The sequence below is a fragment of the Curtobacterium phyllosphaerae genome (genome assembly GCF_049341865.1).
In the GTDB taxonomy this organism is placed as follows: Bacteria; Actinomycetota; Actinomycetes; order Actinomycetales; family Microbacteriaceae; genus Curtobacterium; species Curtobacterium phyllosphaerae.
This window is the reverse complement of the sequence record NZ_JBMPIU010000004.1, coordinates 413,685-430,057: the sequence shown is the minus strand read 5'-3', so window position 1 is coordinate 430,057 and position 16,373 is coordinate 413,685. Positions and strand designations below refer to the sequence as shown.

The following is a 16,373-nucleotide window of genomic DNA, read 5'->3' as shown; positions in this document are numbered from 1 at the left end:
CTTGGTTACCCTGCTTTGGTCGCGCCGGCTGTCCCTCCCCCCCCCCCGCCGGGGGGGGGGGGGGGGCCCCGCGGCCCCCCCACCTCCCGTCCGTGTCGTCGGCAGTCGCTCCGCGCTACCGGTGCTTCTTCACGGTCTTGACCAGCTGCTTGCGGGCCGCGGCCCGACGCTTCGCGCGCTGCCGGTCGACCTTGGGGTCCCGGACGACCGGACGGGTCGCCCGGACGCCGAGCCAGTAGCCGACGGCCACGATCACGCCGATGAGGATGATGCGGTTGCGCATGGGGTTCCTTCCGAGTGGGCGGGTCGTCAGCCGACGATCCGCTGCGGGATGTCAGCGATGGTAGGCCGCAGGTCCGCGGCGCGGTCAGCCGACCCGACCGCCTCTGCGACCGGCGAGGGGCCGGTCACCACGACGGGTCGGTCACGGGCGACCGGGGGAGCGGCGGGTCGCGGCGGTCTCGGCGGTGGTGGCGGCGTCGGCGGCGGTCGCAGCCGCGGCCTCGGCAGTCGCGGCGGCCGACTCGGCGGCGGTGGCGGCGGCGTCGGCAGCGCTCGCCGCAGCGTCCGCCGATCGGACACGGAGGCCCTCGCCCGCGTCGCGCACCGTGGCTGCCGCCGTCGCGGTGGCCGTTCCGGCGGCGTCGACGGCACGTCCGGCGTGCTCGACGGCCTGGTCCGACATCGCGATCGCGGCCTCGGAGGTGCGCGCGGCAGCGGCCCTCGAGGCGTCCGCGACCCGTGCCCCCGTGTCCTGGGTGGCGTCGGCGGAACGTTCGGCGGCGTTCCGGGTGGCGTCGGCGGCTTGGCTGGCCGCGTTCGAGGTGGCGTCGGCGGCTTGGCTGGCCGCGTTCGAGGTGGCGTCCGCGGCCTGGCTGGCCGCGCTCCCCGCGCGAGCCACGGTGTCCTTCGTGGCGGCGGCGGTCCGTGCCGCGGTGTCCTGCACGGCCTCGGCGGCGGAGTTGACGAGGTCGGCGGGTTCGACGTCGCGGTCGAACGGTCCGTGCACGTCGACCACTCGGACGCGGACCTCGACCGGCGTCGTGGTGAGCTGCGCGACGGCGTGCTCGGCCTGGGTCCGGACGGCGTCGGCGACCTCGGTCACGGACCGGGGGTAGTCGACGACGATCGAGACGTCCACGACGAGCGAGACGCCGTCCTCCGCCGTGTCCGCCCGGACGCCCGGGGCGCCGGCGCTGCGACCGATCCGTTCGCGGAGCCGGTCGGCGGCGTTCGCGACGAGGCCACCGAGTCGGTGGACGCCGGACACGCCGGTCGCCGTCGCGGAGACGGCCCGCGCGACCCGCGTCGGGAGTGTCGCGTCGTCCGGGAGCGGTGTGGTGAGCTCGGTGGGGACGTCGTCCGTCACCACGCTGGTCCGCGCTGCTGTGGGGTGCTGATCGGTCATCGTCCGACCTCCTGGTTCTCGGGGTGGTACTGGTCGGGCCGGTCGCCCTGCTCCGGGGTGGAGCAGGGCGACCGGCCCGGTGGGGGAGTCATCGATCCGGTCGAGCCGGACCGGGTCACTGCACGCGCGTGCGTCTGGTGAGTGCTGCCCGCGTGCCGCCGGTCAGGTGGACGAGCGTCGGGATCTCTCGACCGAGGATCCGGTCGAGGGTGGCGATCGCCCGGTCCACGGCATCGAGCACGACGCCGGCGTCTCCGCCGCGACGGACGGCGACGCGGACCCGAGCGGCACGGGACCGTCGGACGCGGTAGAGGTCGACCCTGGTCCCGACGACGTCCCGCACGTCGGCGAGTTCGTGTTCCACGACGTCTCGGACCAGTCCGACGTTGATCGTGACCTGGTCGTCGTCGGAGCCCTCGCGGAGAGCGATGGACGTGCCGCCACGACCGCGCGTGAGGATCCAGGTCAGGGACAGGACGATCACCACGGCAGACACCGCGACGATGATCCAGAGCGTCCCGGTGTCGATCGTGACGCGGTCCGGGAGCGTGACGTACGGCGCGATGGCGTCGCGGACGGGCGGGAGGACCCCGGCACCGGCGACCACCGCCACGACGATCGCGACGAGCCCGAGCACGAACAGCAGGATGCGGTTCATCGTGCGGTTGCTGCTGGTCATGCGAGGACTCCCTTGTCAGCGACGTCGACCGTGACACGGCGGACGAGGTTCTCGTCGACCGAGCGGAGGCGGTCGTCGACGGCGGCCCGGACCGACTCGGTGTCGATCGGGATCCCGGATGTGGGCACGATGCGCACACCGACGCGGCGGCCCTTGGCCCAGGCGTCGACCTGGTCGGGCGAGAGCCCGGCGGCCGTGCTCGCCGCGGCCACGGCGGTCGAGGCGACGATCCGGTCGTCGATCACGACGACCGCGCGGTCACGGGCGACGGTCCGTCGGTGCTGACGCCCGGGGGCGACGGCGAGCACGACGAGCCAGATCCCGAGCACGAGCAGGACGACCGCCGAGGCGACCGCGATCGTGACGCCGAGCGTCGCTGGACGGAGTGCTGCGTCGGCTGCCGTCTGGGGGGCGACCAGCAGGGGTGCGGCCCCGATCGCGGCGAGCACGGACTCGGTGCCGATCCACGCCGCGACGAGCACGAGCACGATCAGCGCGATCGACACGGCCGTGGACCGACTGCGGTGCACGGACCGGTGCTGGAGACGGCGTTCCAGTGCGGTGGTTGCCATGGTGTTCGCCCTCTCAGCGGACCCGGCCCGTGCGCGCACGCACGATGCCGGTGAGTTCGAGCCGGGCCGCTCCGACACGGCGTCCGACGAGCGACGAGAGGCGCTCGCGGATCTCCGAGGCGGAGTCCCGGGCCGAGTCGACGATGCCGGTTGCAGCGTCGCCGATCGGGCTGGTGATGTCGAGCGCGATCGCGCCCTGGTGGTCGTCGAGGTCGACGTGGACCCGCCCGACGGGGACGGCCAGCCGCTCGGCGACGACGGCCCGGGCGCAGGAGATCAGCGCTCGGGAGCTGATCTCCACGTGGCCCGGGATGACCGGGCCGGTGCTCACTTGGAGCTCCGGCGCCCGGTCAGCACGTCACGCAGGGACGCGAAGTCGACGCGACCGCTGACGAGCGCGGCCACGAGGGCCCCGACCGCGCCGAACACGATCACGAGGACGAAGCCCCAGAACCCGAACTGCAGCGCGACGACGGCGAGGATGGCGCCGATCAGGGCGCCGACGAGTGGGGTGCTCATGCGACGCGCGATTCTTCGGTCTTGTTCTCGTCGTCGTCACCCGGGATGAAGACGTCCTGGATCGTGACGTTGATCTCGGCGACCTCCATGCCGATGATCTGCTCGATCGCGGTGCCGACGGCCTTGCGGACGCGCTCGGCGACGTCCTGGAGCGCGACCGGGTAGTCGGCGACGATGACGACGTCCGCCGCCACCTGACGCTCGCCGACCTCGACCTTGACGCCCTGACCGTGGTCCTGGCCGCCGATGGCGTTGCGGATCGCACCGATCGCACGGGCTGCTCCGCCGCCGAGGGCGTGGACTCCGCTGACCTCGCGAGCGGCGATGCCGGCGACCTTCGCGACGACGCTGTCGTCGATGACGGTCTTGCCGCCGTCGGTCGAGATGGTGGTGGGCGTCGTGGTGGCGACGGTCTTCGGGGTTGCGGTGGTGTCGGCCATGATTCCTCCTGGTTGCTCGGTACCCGAGGCTGTTCGCTCGGGTGGATCAACAGGAGGACGCAGCGACGTCGGCGATCGTCACACCGGATCGGCCGCTGTCAGTGAACTGCCAGGTTCAGGGCGATCGTCGCAGCGTCGCCGCGGGCGACTCGCCGAACCGCTCCTGGTAGGCACCGGCGAACCGGCCGAGGTTGCCGAACGCCGCGGCGCGCGCGATCGTGCCCACGCGCCCGGTCCGGGGATCGGCGGCGAGCAGCGCCCGCCGGACCCGCTCGAACCGGACGTCCGCGAGGTGGCCCATCGGCGACGTCGACAGGGTGCGCGCGAAGAGCTGCTGGAGGCCGCGCGCGCTCATGCCGGCCGCCTCGACGATGTCGGCGAGCTGGATCCGCTCGTCGGCGTGCTCCTCGATGAACGCCACAGCCGCGGTCAACCGGTCCGTCGATGCCGCACTCCCGGCCGTGAGACGCATCGGGAACGTCTCGAGGACCACCCCGACGATCTCCCGCTTCAGGGACTCGCGGACCGCCTCCGCCGTGACCGGGTCGACGAACTGCGGGCCGATGCGGCGCATGAGCGACCGGAGCGGGGCGAGCGCGACGATCCGGTCGTCCTGCTGGTCGAACAGCACCGGCCCCTGCGGCATCCGGATCCCGAGGTCGTGACCGACGGTACGGAGGAACGTGTCGCTGATGTGGAGGCCGTTGTAGTGGGTCTCCTCGGCGGCGAACCGGTACGCGACGCTCGCGGACACGATGGTCGGTGCGCCCGGGGTGATCACCCGGACGTCGCCGTCGATCTGCAGCTCGAGCGCCCCACCGCTCAGCCAGAACACCACGTGGTCGCGTCTCGGCCCGATCGTCCCCCCACGAGGGCCGCCGGCGGCGTGCATCGTCCGGAACGAGACGTCGTCGTCGCCGGCGACCGTGTACTCGTACGGGGCGTCCGGGTCCGCGGTCGAGGTCAGGTCGCTGCCGGCGTACTCGCCACGGAACACGGCGTCGTAGTCCACGCCGTCGTCGCTCGACATCCGCACGCGACGGAAACCGGTGCGGACTGCCTCGCTCACCGGATCATCGTCGCACCCCGCCCGGCAGCACCGGAAGCACCGGTTCGGGTGTCAGGCCCGACGGACGGTCGGCGACTCAGCCGAAGGAGTACCCCGAGGCGAGGTCCTCGAGCAACGACGGGTGCGTCGGCTCCCACCCGAGCAGCGCGCGCGTGGCGTCGTTCGGCATCACGATGTCCATCCCCATGAACGGGAACGGGGCGAAGTGCTCGGCGGCGTCCGCGGCGGGGATGCTCCGCGTCTCGATGCCGAGCCCCCGTCCGATCGCCGTCGCGATGTCCCGCACCGGGATCCCCGGTTCCGCCGCGCCGATGACCTGCGTGCCGGCCGGAGCCTGTTCGAGCGCGAGTCGGTACAACCGTGCGAGGTCGAGCGTGTGCACGGCCGGCCAGGTGTTCGCCCCGTCGTCGACGTAGCCGGAGACACCCCGTCGCCGCGCGATCCCGATGAGGATCGGCACGAACCCGTGTCGGTCCCGGTCGCTGTGGGTGACCGGGGGGACCCCGACGAGCATCGCACGGACGTCGCGGTCGGTCAGCGCCAGGAGCTCGCGAGCGACGAACGTGCGGGGGTTCGCCTCCATGGCGCGGTCGGCGTCCGGGTCGCCCGTCGTCGCGATGCCGATCCCGATGAACGCCTTGCCCGTCCCGGCGAGGGCGTCCCCGACGGTCCGGACGACCAGGCGGTCGGCGTCGGCGGCACGGCCGATCTCCCCGTTCGCGGCGGCGGCGTTGTCGAACGCCAGGTGCACGACGGCGTCCGCGTCCGACGCAGCCCGGCGCAGCAGGTCGAGGTCGTTGACGTCGCCATGGAGCGGGGTGCCGCCGTGCGATCCCACGACCGCTGCGGACCGGTCGGACCGGACGAGTCCGACGACGTCGTGGCCGGCGTGGACCAGTTCCTCGACGACCGCCGTCCCGATGTGGCCGGCGGCTCCGGTGATGAACACGCGCATGATGTCTCCGTTCGATGGTGATGTGACTTGGTACCGTCACTGTACACCTGATGTAACTGAGTCACATGACTAGGATGGACGCATGGCACGCTGGCAGCCCGATGCGCGCGGACGACTGCTCCGGGCCGCCATCGATCTGTTCGCCGAGCAGGGGTACGACGCGACGACGACCGCGCAGATCGCAGCGCGGGCGGGGCTCACCAAGACGACCTTCTTCCGGCACTTCCCGGACAAGCGCGAGGTCCTCTTCTTCGGGCAGCCGGTGCTCGTCGACCTGGCACGCACCGCGGCCCGGACGGCTCCGTCCGACGGCACGCCGATGGACGCGGTCCTGGCAGCGGTCGACGCGATGACGGCGACGGCCTTCGACGAGCAGCGGGAGTACGCACCGCGTCTCCAGGAGGTCGTCGCCGCGAACATCGAGCTCCGCGAACGCGCGGTGTTCAAGCAGGCGGTCATCGCGCGGGCGATCGCCGACGGCCTCGCGGAGCGGGGCGTCGCCGAGCCGACCGCGTCGCTCGCGGCCGACCTCGGCGCCCGGGCGTACCACGACGGGTTCGACCGGTGGATCGAGCCCGGGAACACCACGGGGCTGCCGGCCCTGGCGCGGGCAGCCCTCGACGAGCTCCGGGCGGCGGCCGCGCGCCTCGCCTGACCCAGCGGGCTAGCCCGTGCGGACCGGATGCCCGACGCGGTGCTCGACCACGCGGGTGCCCGTCGCCCATCGACGGACGTGCCGTCGGACCGGGTTCCCGACCCGGCCGGCGACGAGCATCGTGTGCACGGCCTTCCGGATGCGCCGGACGAGGCCGCTGGCGTCCCGGACCGGCACGCCGGACACCGACACGACGAGCAACCGGTCGAACCGGGTCCGCCACGCGGGGTCGAACTGCAGTGCGAGGTCGATGTCGTCGTGGACCTCGGGGTCGGTGCGGTGCACGCGCCCGCGGACCGCGAGCCACGCGTCGCGTCGGACCACCATGTTCGACCCGAAGAGCGGCGGACGGGCCAGGGATCCCCAGACCAGGACGAAGTAGGCGGTCATGTACGCGGACTGCCAGAACGCCCCCTCGACCGGTCCGAGCCCGCGGAGCCGCCCGGGGCCGGTCACCGCCGTCACGAGCGGGTCGGCGAACCACCCCGTCGCGCGGGCGAGCCAGTCGGTCGGCACGACGGTGTCGGAGTCGATCCGCGCGACGAGGTCCCCGGTCGCCGCGTCGTAGCCGCGGGCCGCCGCGGCACCGATCGCGCGGACCGGCTCGTGCAGGACCACCGCTCCGGCGCGGAGTGCGACGCGGACGCTCTCGTCCGAGCTGCCGTTGTCGACGACGATCACCTCGTCGGCGGGCCTGGTCTGCCGCGCGAGCGCCCCGAGGCACGCCCGGAGCTGGTCCGCGTCGTCGAGCACCGGGACGACGACGGTCACGCGCAGTGCTCGGGGCATGGGACCAGCCTGGCCATGGGCTCCTGCACGACGGTCCCGGCGCCCGACGGGTCAGCCGCGGACCGCACTCGACCGGCCGGCGCTCCTCACATCGGCTCCTTGACGCCGGTGCGGATGAGCGCCCAGTTCACCGGGTAGGCGGTCGCGAACCCGGCGAGCATCGCGAGTTGCATCACGAACCAGAACTCCGGACTCAGCACGTCCGCCCGGCCCCCGAACAACGCGGGCAACACGAGGAGCTGGGCGAGCGCCATCACGCCGTACATGCCGACCTGCCAGGACGAGATCGAGAGGGCGTCCGCTCGGAGAGCCGCGACGAGACCGGCCCGGAGTCCGAGCCCCCGCATCGGAGCGATCGAGAAGTACTGGAAGACGATGCCGAGGACGAACGCGAGCACGAAGTCGAGGATCCACCCGGCGATGATCTGGTCCTGGTAGAGCGTCCCGCGTCCGAGCACCACGCCGAGCGTCGGGACGGCGACGAGGGTGAACTCCCCGACGAGATCGCCGATCGCACAGCCCGCACCGCAGTGGCTCGTGCCGGTGGCGACGGAGACGACCATCGAGTGTTCCCCGCCCGCCGCAGGACGTCCGCGCGGTGCCGCACGACCCTGTCGTCGGTAGAAGACGAGCCACGCGAGGCCACCGAACAACATGGTGACGGGCCAGACGACGTTCATCACCCCCATCCCCTGCGGGCGGCGGACGACGTCGACGGCGACCCAGAGCGCGCAGAGGACCCCCACGGCGAGGAAGACCGTGGACAGGACGGTGAACCAGAGCGGGAAGTCGGCCGGGGAGAGTGACACGGCGGGCATGGGTCCAGCGAACACCCCCGAGACCACGGGTGGACGCGGCACCGTCGCGACACGCGAAGCCGGTACGGTTCGGCCATGCAGCGAACGAACACGATGCGGACCGATCGACGTGGACTGGTCGCCTGGGCCCTCTGGGACTGGGGGTCGGCGGCCTTCAACGCCGTCGTGACGACCTTCGTGTTCAGCACCTACCTGGCGAGCCGAGCCTTCGTGGACCCTGCCGTCGTCGCGCGTCAGGACACCCCCGCCGGGCGGGTCGCCCTCGACGCCGCGCTCGCGCACGACGCCGCCGTCGTCGCCGTCGCACTGACGATCGCGGGGGTCGTCGTCGCGCTCGTCGCGCCGGCGGTCGGACGGCTGTCGGACGCGAGCGGCCGGCGGAGGCGTTCCGTGCTCGTCGCGACGATCGGCACGGTGGCGTCCATCGCGCTCATGGTGTTCGTCGCGCCGTCGCAGCCGTTCCTGGTGTTCGGCGCGGCGCTCCTCGGCATCGGCACCGTCGCCTACGAGATCGCGAGCGTCGGCTACAACGCGATGCTCGGGCAGGTGGCCCCCGCGGGACGGACCGGCCGGGTCTCGGCGATCGGCTGGGCGGCGGGGTACTTCGGCGGCATCGTGCTGCTCGTGGTGCTGCTCGTGCTCTGCATCCAGGACTTCTCGGGCACCGGCGAGACGGGCGGTCTCCTGCAGCTCCCGTCGACGATCGCGGGCGGCTCGTGGGACGTGCGGGTGGCGATCGGCATCGCCGCGCTCTGGTTCGCACTGTCCGCCGTCCCGCTGTTCGTGGTCATCCCGGAGTCCGAACCGGCGCCGGTGCGCACCGGGAACCTCGTCACCGCCTACGCCGATCTCGGGCGGGACGTCGCGCGGCTCTGGCGAGAGCGTCGCACCGTGCTGGTGTTCCTCGTCGCGAGCGCGGTGTTCCGGGACGGCGTGACCGGCGTGTTCACGTTCGGTGGGATCCTCGCCGCGCAGGTGTTCGGGTTCTCGGCGTCCGAGGTGATCCTCTTCGCCATCGCGGCGAACGTCGTCGCCGGGATCGCCACCGTGCTGTCCGGCCGACTCGACGACCGCTTCGGCTCCCGGACGGTCATCGTCGGAGCGCTCGTCGGTCTCGTGCTCTGCGGGACCGGCGTGCTGGTGATCGGCACGGCGCAGGTCGGCTTCTGGGTGCTCGGCCTCGCGCTCTGCGTGTTCGTCGGCCCGGTGCAGTCCTCGAGCCGCTCCCACCTGGTCTCCCTCGCCGTGCCCGGGCGCGAGGGGGAGCTCTTCGGCCTGTACGCGACGACCGGCCGTGCCGCGTCCTTCCTCGCGCCGGCGGCGTTCGGCCTCGCCGTGACGATCGGCGGGCAGACCCGGTTCGGCATCCTCGGCATCGTGGCGGTGCTGCTCGTCGGCCTCGCGCTCATGGCGTTCGTCCGTGAGCGCGGGCGGTCCGGCGTCGCCGAGACCAGCGACGGACCGGGATCGGTCGCCGCGTGACCGCGGCCCCAGGGACGGACTGGAGGGACGGCGCCAGCTGGCACCGTCCCTCCAGTCCGTCATCCGGTCGCGGACGCAACCTGTCTACCCGCGGAGCGCGAGGTACTTCTCGATGAGCGCCTTCGTCGAGCTGTCCTGCGCGGCGAGCGCCTCGGTGTCGCCGCCGACCGCCGGGGTGACCTGCAGCGCGAGCTGCTTGCCGAGCTCGACGCCCCACTGGTCGAACGAGTCGATGCCCCAGATCGTGCCCTCGGTGAACACGATGTGCTCGTACAGGGCGATGAGCTGACCGACGACGCTCGGGGTGAGCGCCGGGGCGAGGATCGACGTCGTCGGGCGGTTGCCGGAGAACTCGCGGGCCGGGACGACCGACTCGTCGGTGCCCTCGGCGCGGACCTCGTCGGCGGTCTTGCCGAACGCGAGCGCCTTGGTCTGCGCGAAGAAGTTCGCCATGAAGAGCGCGTGCACGTCCTGGCCGGGGTGGACGCCCGCGCCGTCGCCGGTGGCGTCCACGAGCGGGTGCGCCGGGTTGGCGACGGCGATGAAGTCCGCCGGGATGATCCGCGTGCCCTGGTGGATGAGCTGGTAGAACGCGTGCTGCCCGTTCGTGCCGGGCTCGCCCCAGAAGACCTCACCCGTGTCGGTCGTGACCGGGCTGCCGTCCCATCGGACCATCTTGCCGTTCGACTCCATGGTGAGCTGCTGCAGGTACGCGGGGAAGCGCGAGAGGTACTGCGTGTACGGCAGGACCGCGTGGCTCTGCGCCCCGAGGAAGTTCGAGTACCAGACGTTCAGCAGGCCCATCAGGACCGGGACGTTCTCGGCGAGCGGCGCGGTGCGCATGTGCTCGTCGACGGCGTGGAACCCGGCGAGGAACTGCTCCCAGTTGTCCGGGCCGATCACGACGACGACCGACGTCCCGATCGCGGAGTCGACCGAGTAGCGACCGCCGACCCAGTCCCAGAAGCCGAACGCGTTCTCGGGGTCGATGCCGAACGCCTCGACCTTGTCGAGCGCGGTGGAGACGGCGACGAAGTGCCTGGCGACCGCAGCCGTGCGGGACTCGTCGGTGTCCTCGATCGCACCGGAGGCGCCGAGCCGCTCCCACAGCCACTGGCGGGCCAGGCGCGCGTTCGTCAGCGTCTCGAGCGTGCCGAAGGTCTTCGACGCGACGATGAAGAGCGTCGTCTCGGGGTCGAGGTCCTTCGTCTTCTCGAAGATGTCGGTCGGGTCGATGTTCGAGACGAAGCGCGCCTCGAGGCCCTCCTGCACGTAGGGCTTGAGCGCCTCGTGCACCATGACCGGGCCGAGGTCGGACCCGCCGATGCCGATGTTCACGACGGTCTCGATGCGCTTGCCGGTGACACCCGTCCACTCGCCGCTCCGGACCTTCGTGGCGAACGCGTACACCTTGTCGAGCGTGGCGTGCACGTCCGCGTCGACGTCCTGGCCGTCGACGGTGAGGGGTGCCGCGGGGACGAGGCCGTCGGTGTCCCGCGGGCGCCGGAGCGCGGTGTGCAGGACGGCACGGTCCTCGGTGACGTTGATGTGCTCGCCCGAGATCATCGCCTGGTAGCGGCCGGCCACGTCGGCACGCTCGGCGACCTGGAGGAGGAGGTCGAGGACCTCTTCCGTCACGAGGCCCTTCGACAGGTCGACGGTGAGGTCCGCGGCCTGGTGGGTGTACCGCTCGGCGCGGCCCGGGTCGGCGTCGAACCAGGCGCGGAGATCGGGGGTGAACCCGTCGGCGATGGCCTGCAGCTTCTGCCAGGCCTCGCCGGTCGTGGGGTCGACGGGAGCGGATGAGCTCATGGATCTGTCCTCCTGGACGCTTCTGGGATGCGTGGCCCGCGGCTCACGCAGCACTGCGAGGAGGGCCGCTGTCACTCTATTCCCGTGCGAGCAGGTCCCGTGCGGCAGGATGGGCACATGACCGACCCGCGGATCGCCGTCGTCGTCCTGGCCGCGGGCCAGGGGACGCGCATGAAGTCCACCACCCCGAAGGTCCTGCACCGGCTCGCCGGCCTGCCGCTGATCGCGCACGTGCTCCGGACCGCCGAGTCGCTGCAGCCGGAGCACGTCGCCGTCGTGGTGCGCCACGAACGGGACCGTGTCGCGGCCGAGGTCGCCGAGCGCACGCCGGACGCGATCGTCGTCGACCAGGACGAGGTCCCCGGGACGGGCCGGGCGGTCGAGGTCGCGGTCGATGCGCTCCCCGCGGACTTCGACGGCGTCGTCGTGGTCCTGAGTGCCGACGTCCCGCTGCTCGACCCGCCGTCGCTCATGTCGCTCGTCAGCGCGCACGCCGGCAACGCCGTGACCTTCGTGTCCGCGATCGCGCCGGACCCGACCGGACTCGGTCGGATCCTGCGGGACGGCGACGGCGCGTTCTCCGGCGTCGTCGAGCACAAGGACGCCACGGACGCCCAACGCATGATCACCGAGACGAACGCCGGCATCTACGCCTTCGACGTCACACACCTCCGGGCCGTCCTGCCCGGCATCGGCACGGACAACGCACAGCGCGAGAAGTACATCACCGACGCCCCGGCGCTCATCGCGGCCCGCGGCGGCCGGATCGACGTCCTGACCCTGACCGACCCGTGGCTCGTGGCGGGAGTGAACGACCGGTCCCAGCTGGCCGACGCCGGTCGCGAGCTCAACGCTCGCATCGTCCGGCGGCACCAGCTCGCCGGCGTCACGGTCCGTGACCCCGCGTCGACCTGGATCGACCTCGACGTCACCATCGAACCCGACGCCGAGATCCTGCCGGGCACGGCGCTCGAGGGTGCGACGGCCATCGCCGCGGGGGCGGTCGTCGGGCCGGACAGCACCCTCCGCGACACCGAGGTCGGCGTCGGAGCCCGCGTGAGCCGCACCGACGCGACGCTCGCCGTGATCGGTGACCGCGCGACCGTCGGCCCGTTCGCGTTCCTCCGGCCCGGCTCGTACCTCGGCGAGGACGGCAAGATCGGGACGTTCGTCGAGACGAAGAACGCCCGGATCGGTCGGGGCAGCAAGGTCCCGCACCTGTCCTACGTCGGGGACGCCGACATCGGCGAGGAGTCGAACATCGGCGCGAACACGATCTTCGCGAACTACGACGGTGTCGCCAAGCACCACACCGATGTCGGCTCGCACGTCCGGACCGGATCGCACAACGTGTTCGTCGCCCCGGTTAGGATTGGCGACGGGGCCTACACGGGAGCGGGTACGACAGTGCGCAAGGACGTGCCAGCTGGATCACTCGCGATCAGTTTCGCCCCGCAGCGCATCACCGAGGGCTGGGTCGAGGAACACCGGCCCGGGTCGGCCGCGGCGCAGGCCGCGACGGCGGCGCTCGAGGATGCGCACGGCGAATGACAGACGACGGAGGCGGCCCACGCCGCCTGTTCGGCCATGACGGCCAGGGAGCGAGCACACAGTTGTCCGGAATCAAGATCACCGGCCAGAAGCGACTCGTGCTCGTCTCCGGTCGGGCGCACCCTGCACTCGCCGAGGACATCGCCACCGAACTCGGGCTCGACCTCGTGCCGACCGACGCCCGCACCTTCGCGAACGGCGAGCTGTACGCCCGCTTCGACGAGTCGGTCCGGGGCTGCGACGCCTTCGTCATCCAGTCGCACACGGCGCCGATCAACGAGTGGCTCATGGAGCAGCTGATCATCGTCGACGCGCTGAAGCGTGCCTCCGCCAAGCGCATCACCGTCGTCGCGCCGTTCTACCCCTACGCACGCCAGGACAAGAAGGGCCGCGGCCGCGAGCCGATCTCGGCGCGGCTCGTCGCCGACCTGTTCAAGGCCGCCGGTGCACACCGGATCATGAGCGTCGACCTCCACGCCCCGCAGATCCAGGGGTTCTTCGACGGACCGGTCGACCACCTGTTCGCGATGCCGGTGCTCCTGAAGCACTTCCAGGAGCAGCTCGACCCGTCGAACCTCACCGTCGTGTCCCCGGACATGGGCCGCGTCCGCGTCGCCGACATCTGGAGCGAGAAGCTCGGCGCCCCGCTGGCGATCATCCACAAGCGCCGTGACCCGCTCATCCCGAACCAGGTCTCCGTGCACGAGATCGTCGGCGACGTCTCCGGGCGGGTGTGCCTGCTCGTCGACGACCTCATCGACACCGGGCGGACGATCGCGAAGGCGGCGGAGGCCCTCAAGGCGAACGGTGCCGTCGGCGTCGTGGTCGCGGCGACCCACGCGGTGTTCTCCGACCCGGCCACCGAGCTCCTGCAGAGCGAGTTCATCGACGAGGTCGTCGTCACCGACACGCTGCCGCTCGACCCGTCGAAGCACTGGGACCGCCTGACGATCCTGCCGATCGCCCCGCTGATCGCCCGCGCGATCCACGAGGTGTTCGACGACGGGTCCGTCACGAGCATGTTCGACGGTGCGGCATAGCCGATCACGCCGCGGGTCACGCCGCCCACGCCGCACTGACCGCTCGACTGCGAGCGTCCGGCAGCGTGTTCGCCGAGGACGAGGCCACGCTGATCCTGGGCGCCGCCGACGGTGATCCCGTCCGGCTCCGGACGCTGCTGTCCCGCCGGATCGCGGGGGAGCCGCTCGAGTACGTGCTCGGGTTCGTCGACTTCGCCGGGCTCCGACTCCGGGTCGCCGACGGGGTGTTCGTCCCCCGGCAGCGCACCACGTTCCTCGTGACGACCGCCGCCGACCTGCTGCACCCGGGTGCCGTCGTGGTCGACCTGTGCTGCGGAGTCGGTGCCGTCGGGGCCGCGCTGCTCCAGCGTGTCGGCGCGCTCGACCTCGTCGCGGCCGACATCGATCCCGACGCGGTGGACGTCGCCCGGGAGAACCTCGGGGACCACGCCAGCGTCGTCCTCGGCGACCTGTTCGACCCGCTCCCGCCGCGGCTCCTCGGCCGCGTCGACGTCATCGCCGTGAACGCGCCGTACGTCCCGACCGACGCGATCGCGCTCATGCCGCCGGAGGCCCGGTCGTACGAACACCGCATCGCGCTCGACGGGGGCGCGGACGGCCTCGACCTGCACCGGCGCATCGCGGCCTCCGCCGCGCGGTGGCTCCGTCCCGGAGGAGCCGTCGTCATCGAGGTCAGCGCGGCACAGTCCGCCGCGTCGGCCGCGGCCTTCACCGCCGCCGGCCTGGAGGCACGGATCACGTCCGACGACGAGGCGGACGCGACCTGCGTGGTCGCGGTGCGTGCGGGCCTCCCGGCTGCCCCTGCGTGAGCGGCAGGCCCCACCGGGCGCCCGGGCCCGCCGACGTCGGTCAGCGTCCGGTGACGGTGATCGAGTCCCAGCCCGTCGCGCCGTTCGGGGCGGGCGGCCGCTGGACGCTCGTCTGCACGGTGCCGTCGGCGCTCACGGCACGGACACTGATGGTGTGGTTCCCGGACGTCGCCGTCCAGCGGTACACCCACTGTCGCCAGGTGTCCGCGGAGACGGAGTCGGCGAGCTCGGCGTCGACCCAGGCGTCGTCGTCGATCCGCACCTGCACGCGCTCGACACCGGTGTGCGGCTGCCAGGCGACCCCGGCGATCGCGACACGGTCGCCCGTCTTGACGGTGCTTCCCTGCGCCGGGGTGTCGATGCGGGACTCGAGCTTGACGGGACCGCGCTCGCTCCAGCCGCGGGGGATCCAGTAGCCCTGGGCATCCGCGAAGCGGGTCACCCGCAGCTCGGTCACCCACTTGGTCGCCGAGACGTAGCCGAACAGCCCGGGGACGACCATCCGCACCGGGAACCCGTGCTGCTCCGGGAGCGGTTCGCCGTTCATGCCCACGGCGAGGAGTGCTGCGGTGCCCTCGTCCTGCAGCACGTCGAGCGGCGTCCCGGCGGTGAACCCGTCGACGCTCGTGGACAGGACCATGTCGGCGTCGGCGTGCGGCTGCACCCGGGCGAGGAGGTCCCGGATCGGGTACCCGAGCCACAGCGCGTTGCCGATGAGGTCGCCGCCGACCTCGTTCGACACGCAGCTCAGGGTGGCCATGTGCTCCTCGAGCGGCATCCCGAGCAGGTCCTCGAAGCTCAGTTCCAGCTCCCGGTCGACCATCCCGGTGATCCGGAGTCGCCACGTCGTCGGGTCGACCGACGGGACACTGAGCGCGGTGTCGATCCGGTAGAAGTCCGACGCGGGCGTGACGTACGGGGTGATCCCCGCGACGTCCAGCGACGCCCCGGCGGGGACTGCGGCCTCGGTGACGGCCGGCGCCGGCAGGCGGATCGCTCGACGTGCGGCGACGGCAGCGGCCCGGACGCCGTCCACCGTCCGGGCCGCGACACCGACGACGAGGCTCGCAGCACCCGCAGCGACCGCCCACGCGATGAACGCCCGGCGCTCGACGGACACGGCGCGGACGGCGGTCGTCTCGCTGACGGTCCGACCCGGCGCCTGCCGCTGGAGCTCCGCGGACCGCCACGCACCGAGCCGCGCGGACATCCGCCGGAGCACCATGATCGCGACGGCGACACCGACGACGGTCGGGGCACCGTCGAGGGTGCCGCTGCCCGTGCGGGTCATCACGGCGACGAGGGCGATCACCCCGCCGATGCCGAAGACGACGCTGCCGAACGGCGGTCGTCGGCGCTCGAGGATCCCGGCCGCTGCGGTGATGGCGGCGAGCAGGACCCCCATCAGCACGAAGAGCGCGAGCTTGTCGCCGGTGCCGAACAGCGACACCATGAGGTCCTTCACCCCGCGCGGAGCGAGGTCGATCGCAGCGCCGCCCACCGCGACGAGCGGGCTCCCGGCACCGTTCAGCAGCAGGGCGACGACCTCGGCGACCGCGAGGAACACGGCTGTGGCGACGACACCCGTCAACGCGGCGAGCCACGCGGTGCTCCGGCGCGAGGCCGACGGACCGTTCCCCGGACCGTCCGGACCGCCCAGACCGCCCTGGCCCCGGTGGTCGGGGTCGCGGTCGAGGGCGTCGTCGGTCGCACGGATGGTCACGGGCCGATCGTAGGTCGCCGTGCCTCGGGTTGGCTGGTCGTCTCGCGATCGG

At 72.4% G+C, this 16,373-nt stretch carries 18 protein-coding genes; 5 read left to right on the top strand and 13 right to left on the bottom strand.

The annotated features are described in order from the left end of the window. Positions 1–115 precede the first annotated feature (115 nt). The 9 genes from ACO0E0_RS10045 to ACO0E0_RS10005 all read right to left on the bottom strand — a co-directional run bounded on the left by ACO0E0_RS10045 (position 116) and on the right by ACO0E0_RS10005 (position 5,642). Positions 116–283, bottom strand: coding sequence for a hypothetical protein (locus ACO0E0_RS10045; protein WP_422871262.1), 168 nt, complete (start codon positions 281–283; stop codon positions 116–118). Between the two features lie 141 nt (positions 284–424). Then, on the bottom strand, positions 425–1,408 hold the full coding sequence (locus ACO0E0_RS10040) for an Asp23/Gls24 family envelope stress response protein (protein ID WP_422871261.1): 984 nt from the start codon (positions 1,406–1,408) through the stop codon (positions 425–427). 115 nt (positions 1,409–1,523) lie between these two features. After that, positions 1,524–2,087: a hypothetical protein gene (locus ACO0E0_RS10035; RefSeq protein WP_422871260.1), complete on the bottom strand. Its 564-nt coding sequence runs from the start codon at positions 2,085–2,087 to the stop codon at positions 1,524–1,526. After that, positions 2,084–2,659, bottom strand: coding sequence for a hypothetical protein (locus ACO0E0_RS10030; RefSeq protein WP_422871259.1), 576 nt, complete (start codon positions 2,657–2,659; stop codon positions 2,084–2,086). The genes ACO0E0_RS10035 and ACO0E0_RS10030 overlap by 4 nt, the downstream gene beginning before the upstream one ends. Positions 2,660–2,672: 13 nt before the next feature. Beyond that, entirely contained in the window at positions 2,673–2,990 is a 318-nt protein-coding gene (locus ACO0E0_RS10025; protein ID WP_422871258.1) for a hypothetical protein, read from the bottom strand. Beyond that, complete coding sequence (locus ACO0E0_RS10020) at positions 2,987–3,178, bottom strand: DUF2273 domain-containing protein (RefSeq protein ID WP_422871257.1); 192 nt, start codon at positions 3,176–3,178, stop codon at positions 2,987–2,989. Before ACO0E0_RS10020 ends, ACO0E0_RS10025 begins: the two co-directional genes overlap by 4 nt. Then, entirely contained in the window at positions 3,175–3,618 is a 444-nt protein-coding gene (locus tag ACO0E0_RS10015) for an Asp23/Gls24 family envelope stress response protein (RefSeq protein WP_422871256.1), read from the bottom strand. The genes ACO0E0_RS10020 and ACO0E0_RS10015 overlap by 4 nt, the downstream gene beginning before the upstream one ends. A gap of 115 nt (positions 3,619–3,733) precedes the next feature. Further along, on the bottom strand, positions 3,734–4,687 hold the full coding sequence (locus ACO0E0_RS10010; RefSeq protein WP_422871255.1) for an AraC family transcriptional regulator: 954 nt from the start codon (positions 4,685–4,687) through the stop codon (positions 3,734–3,736). Positions 4,688–4,763: 76 nt separating this feature from the next. Continuing rightward, a complete protein-coding gene (locus ACO0E0_RS10005; protein WP_422871254.1) occupies positions 4,764–5,642 on the bottom strand; it encodes an SDR family oxidoreductase in 879 nt (292 codons plus the stop codon). 82 nt (positions 5,643–5,724) lie between these two features. On the opposite strand from ACO0E0_RS10005, the gene ACO0E0_RS10000 reads away from it, so the two are divergent. Then, complete coding sequence (locus ACO0E0_RS10000) at positions 5,725–6,297, top strand: TetR/AcrR family transcriptional regulator (RefSeq protein ID WP_422871253.1); 573 nt, start codon at positions 5,725–5,727, stop codon at positions 6,295–6,297. A gap of 9 nt (positions 6,298–6,306) precedes the next feature. Here ACO0E0_RS10000 and ACO0E0_RS09995 read toward each other — a convergent pair whose 3' ends face one another. Both ACO0E0_RS09995 and ACO0E0_RS09990 read right to left on the bottom strand, forming a co-directional pair. Beyond that, complete coding sequence (locus ACO0E0_RS09995; protein ID WP_422871252.1) at positions 6,307–7,086, bottom strand: glycosyltransferase family 2 protein; 780 nt, start codon at positions 7,084–7,086, stop codon at positions 6,307–6,309. 86 nt (positions 7,087–7,172) lie between these two features. Next, a complete protein-coding gene (locus tag ACO0E0_RS09990) occupies positions 7,173–7,904 on the bottom strand; it encodes a DUF4396 domain-containing protein (protein WP_422871251.1) in 732 nt (243 codons plus the stop codon). A gap of 75 nt (positions 7,905–7,979) precedes the next feature. Between ACO0E0_RS09990 and ACO0E0_RS09985 the strand changes: the two genes are divergently transcribed. Then, positions 7,980–9,386: an MFS transporter gene (locus ACO0E0_RS09985; protein ID WP_422871250.1), complete on the top strand. Its 1,407-nt coding sequence runs from the start codon at positions 7,980–7,982 to the stop codon at positions 9,384–9,386. An 84-nt stretch (positions 9,387–9,470) separates the two neighbouring features. Here the strand turns inward: ACO0E0_RS09985 and pgi are convergent, their stop codons facing one another. Further along, the gene (gene pgi / locus ACO0E0_RS09980) at positions 9,471–11,198 is read right to left on the bottom strand and encodes a glucose-6-phosphate isomerase (RefSeq protein WP_422871249.1); all 1,728 of its coding nucleotides are present in this window, start codon (positions 11,196–11,198) and stop codon (positions 9,471–9,473) included. Positions 11,199–11,315: 117 nt separating this feature from the next. Between pgi and glmU the strand changes: the two genes are divergently transcribed. The 3 genes from glmU (at position 11,316) to ACO0E0_RS09965 (ending at position 14,598) form a co-directional block, all read left to right on the top strand. Beyond that, complete coding sequence (glmU, locus tag ACO0E0_RS09975) at positions 11,316–12,749, top strand: bifunctional UDP-N-acetylglucosamine diphosphorylase/glucosamine-1-phosphate N-acetyltransferase GlmU (RefSeq protein WP_422871248.1); 1,434 nt, start codon at positions 11,316–11,318, stop codon at positions 12,747–12,749. Positions 12,750–12,811: 62 nt separating this feature from the next. Next, positions 12,812–13,789 carry a ribose-phosphate diphosphokinase gene (locus tag ACO0E0_RS09970; protein ID WP_422871283.1) on the top strand — a complete coding sequence of 326 codons (978 nt, stop codon included), beginning with the start codon at positions 12,812–12,814 and terminating at the stop codon, positions 13,787–13,789. Next, positions 13,786–14,598 (top strand): putative protein N(5)-glutamine methyltransferase, encoded by an 813-nt coding sequence (locus ACO0E0_RS09965; RefSeq protein ID WP_422871282.1) that lies wholly within the window; start codon positions 13,786–13,788, stop codon positions 14,596–14,598. The genes ACO0E0_RS09970 and ACO0E0_RS09965 overlap by 4 nt, the downstream gene beginning before the upstream one ends. Positions 14,599–14,638: 40 nt before the next feature. Here ACO0E0_RS09965 and ACO0E0_RS09960 read toward each other — a convergent pair whose 3' ends face one another. Further along, positions 14,639–16,321, bottom strand: coding sequence for a molybdopterin-dependent oxidoreductase (locus ACO0E0_RS09960; protein WP_422871247.1), 1,683 nt, complete (start codon positions 16,319–16,321; stop codon positions 14,639–14,641). Positions 16,322–16,373 lie beyond the last annotated feature (52 nt).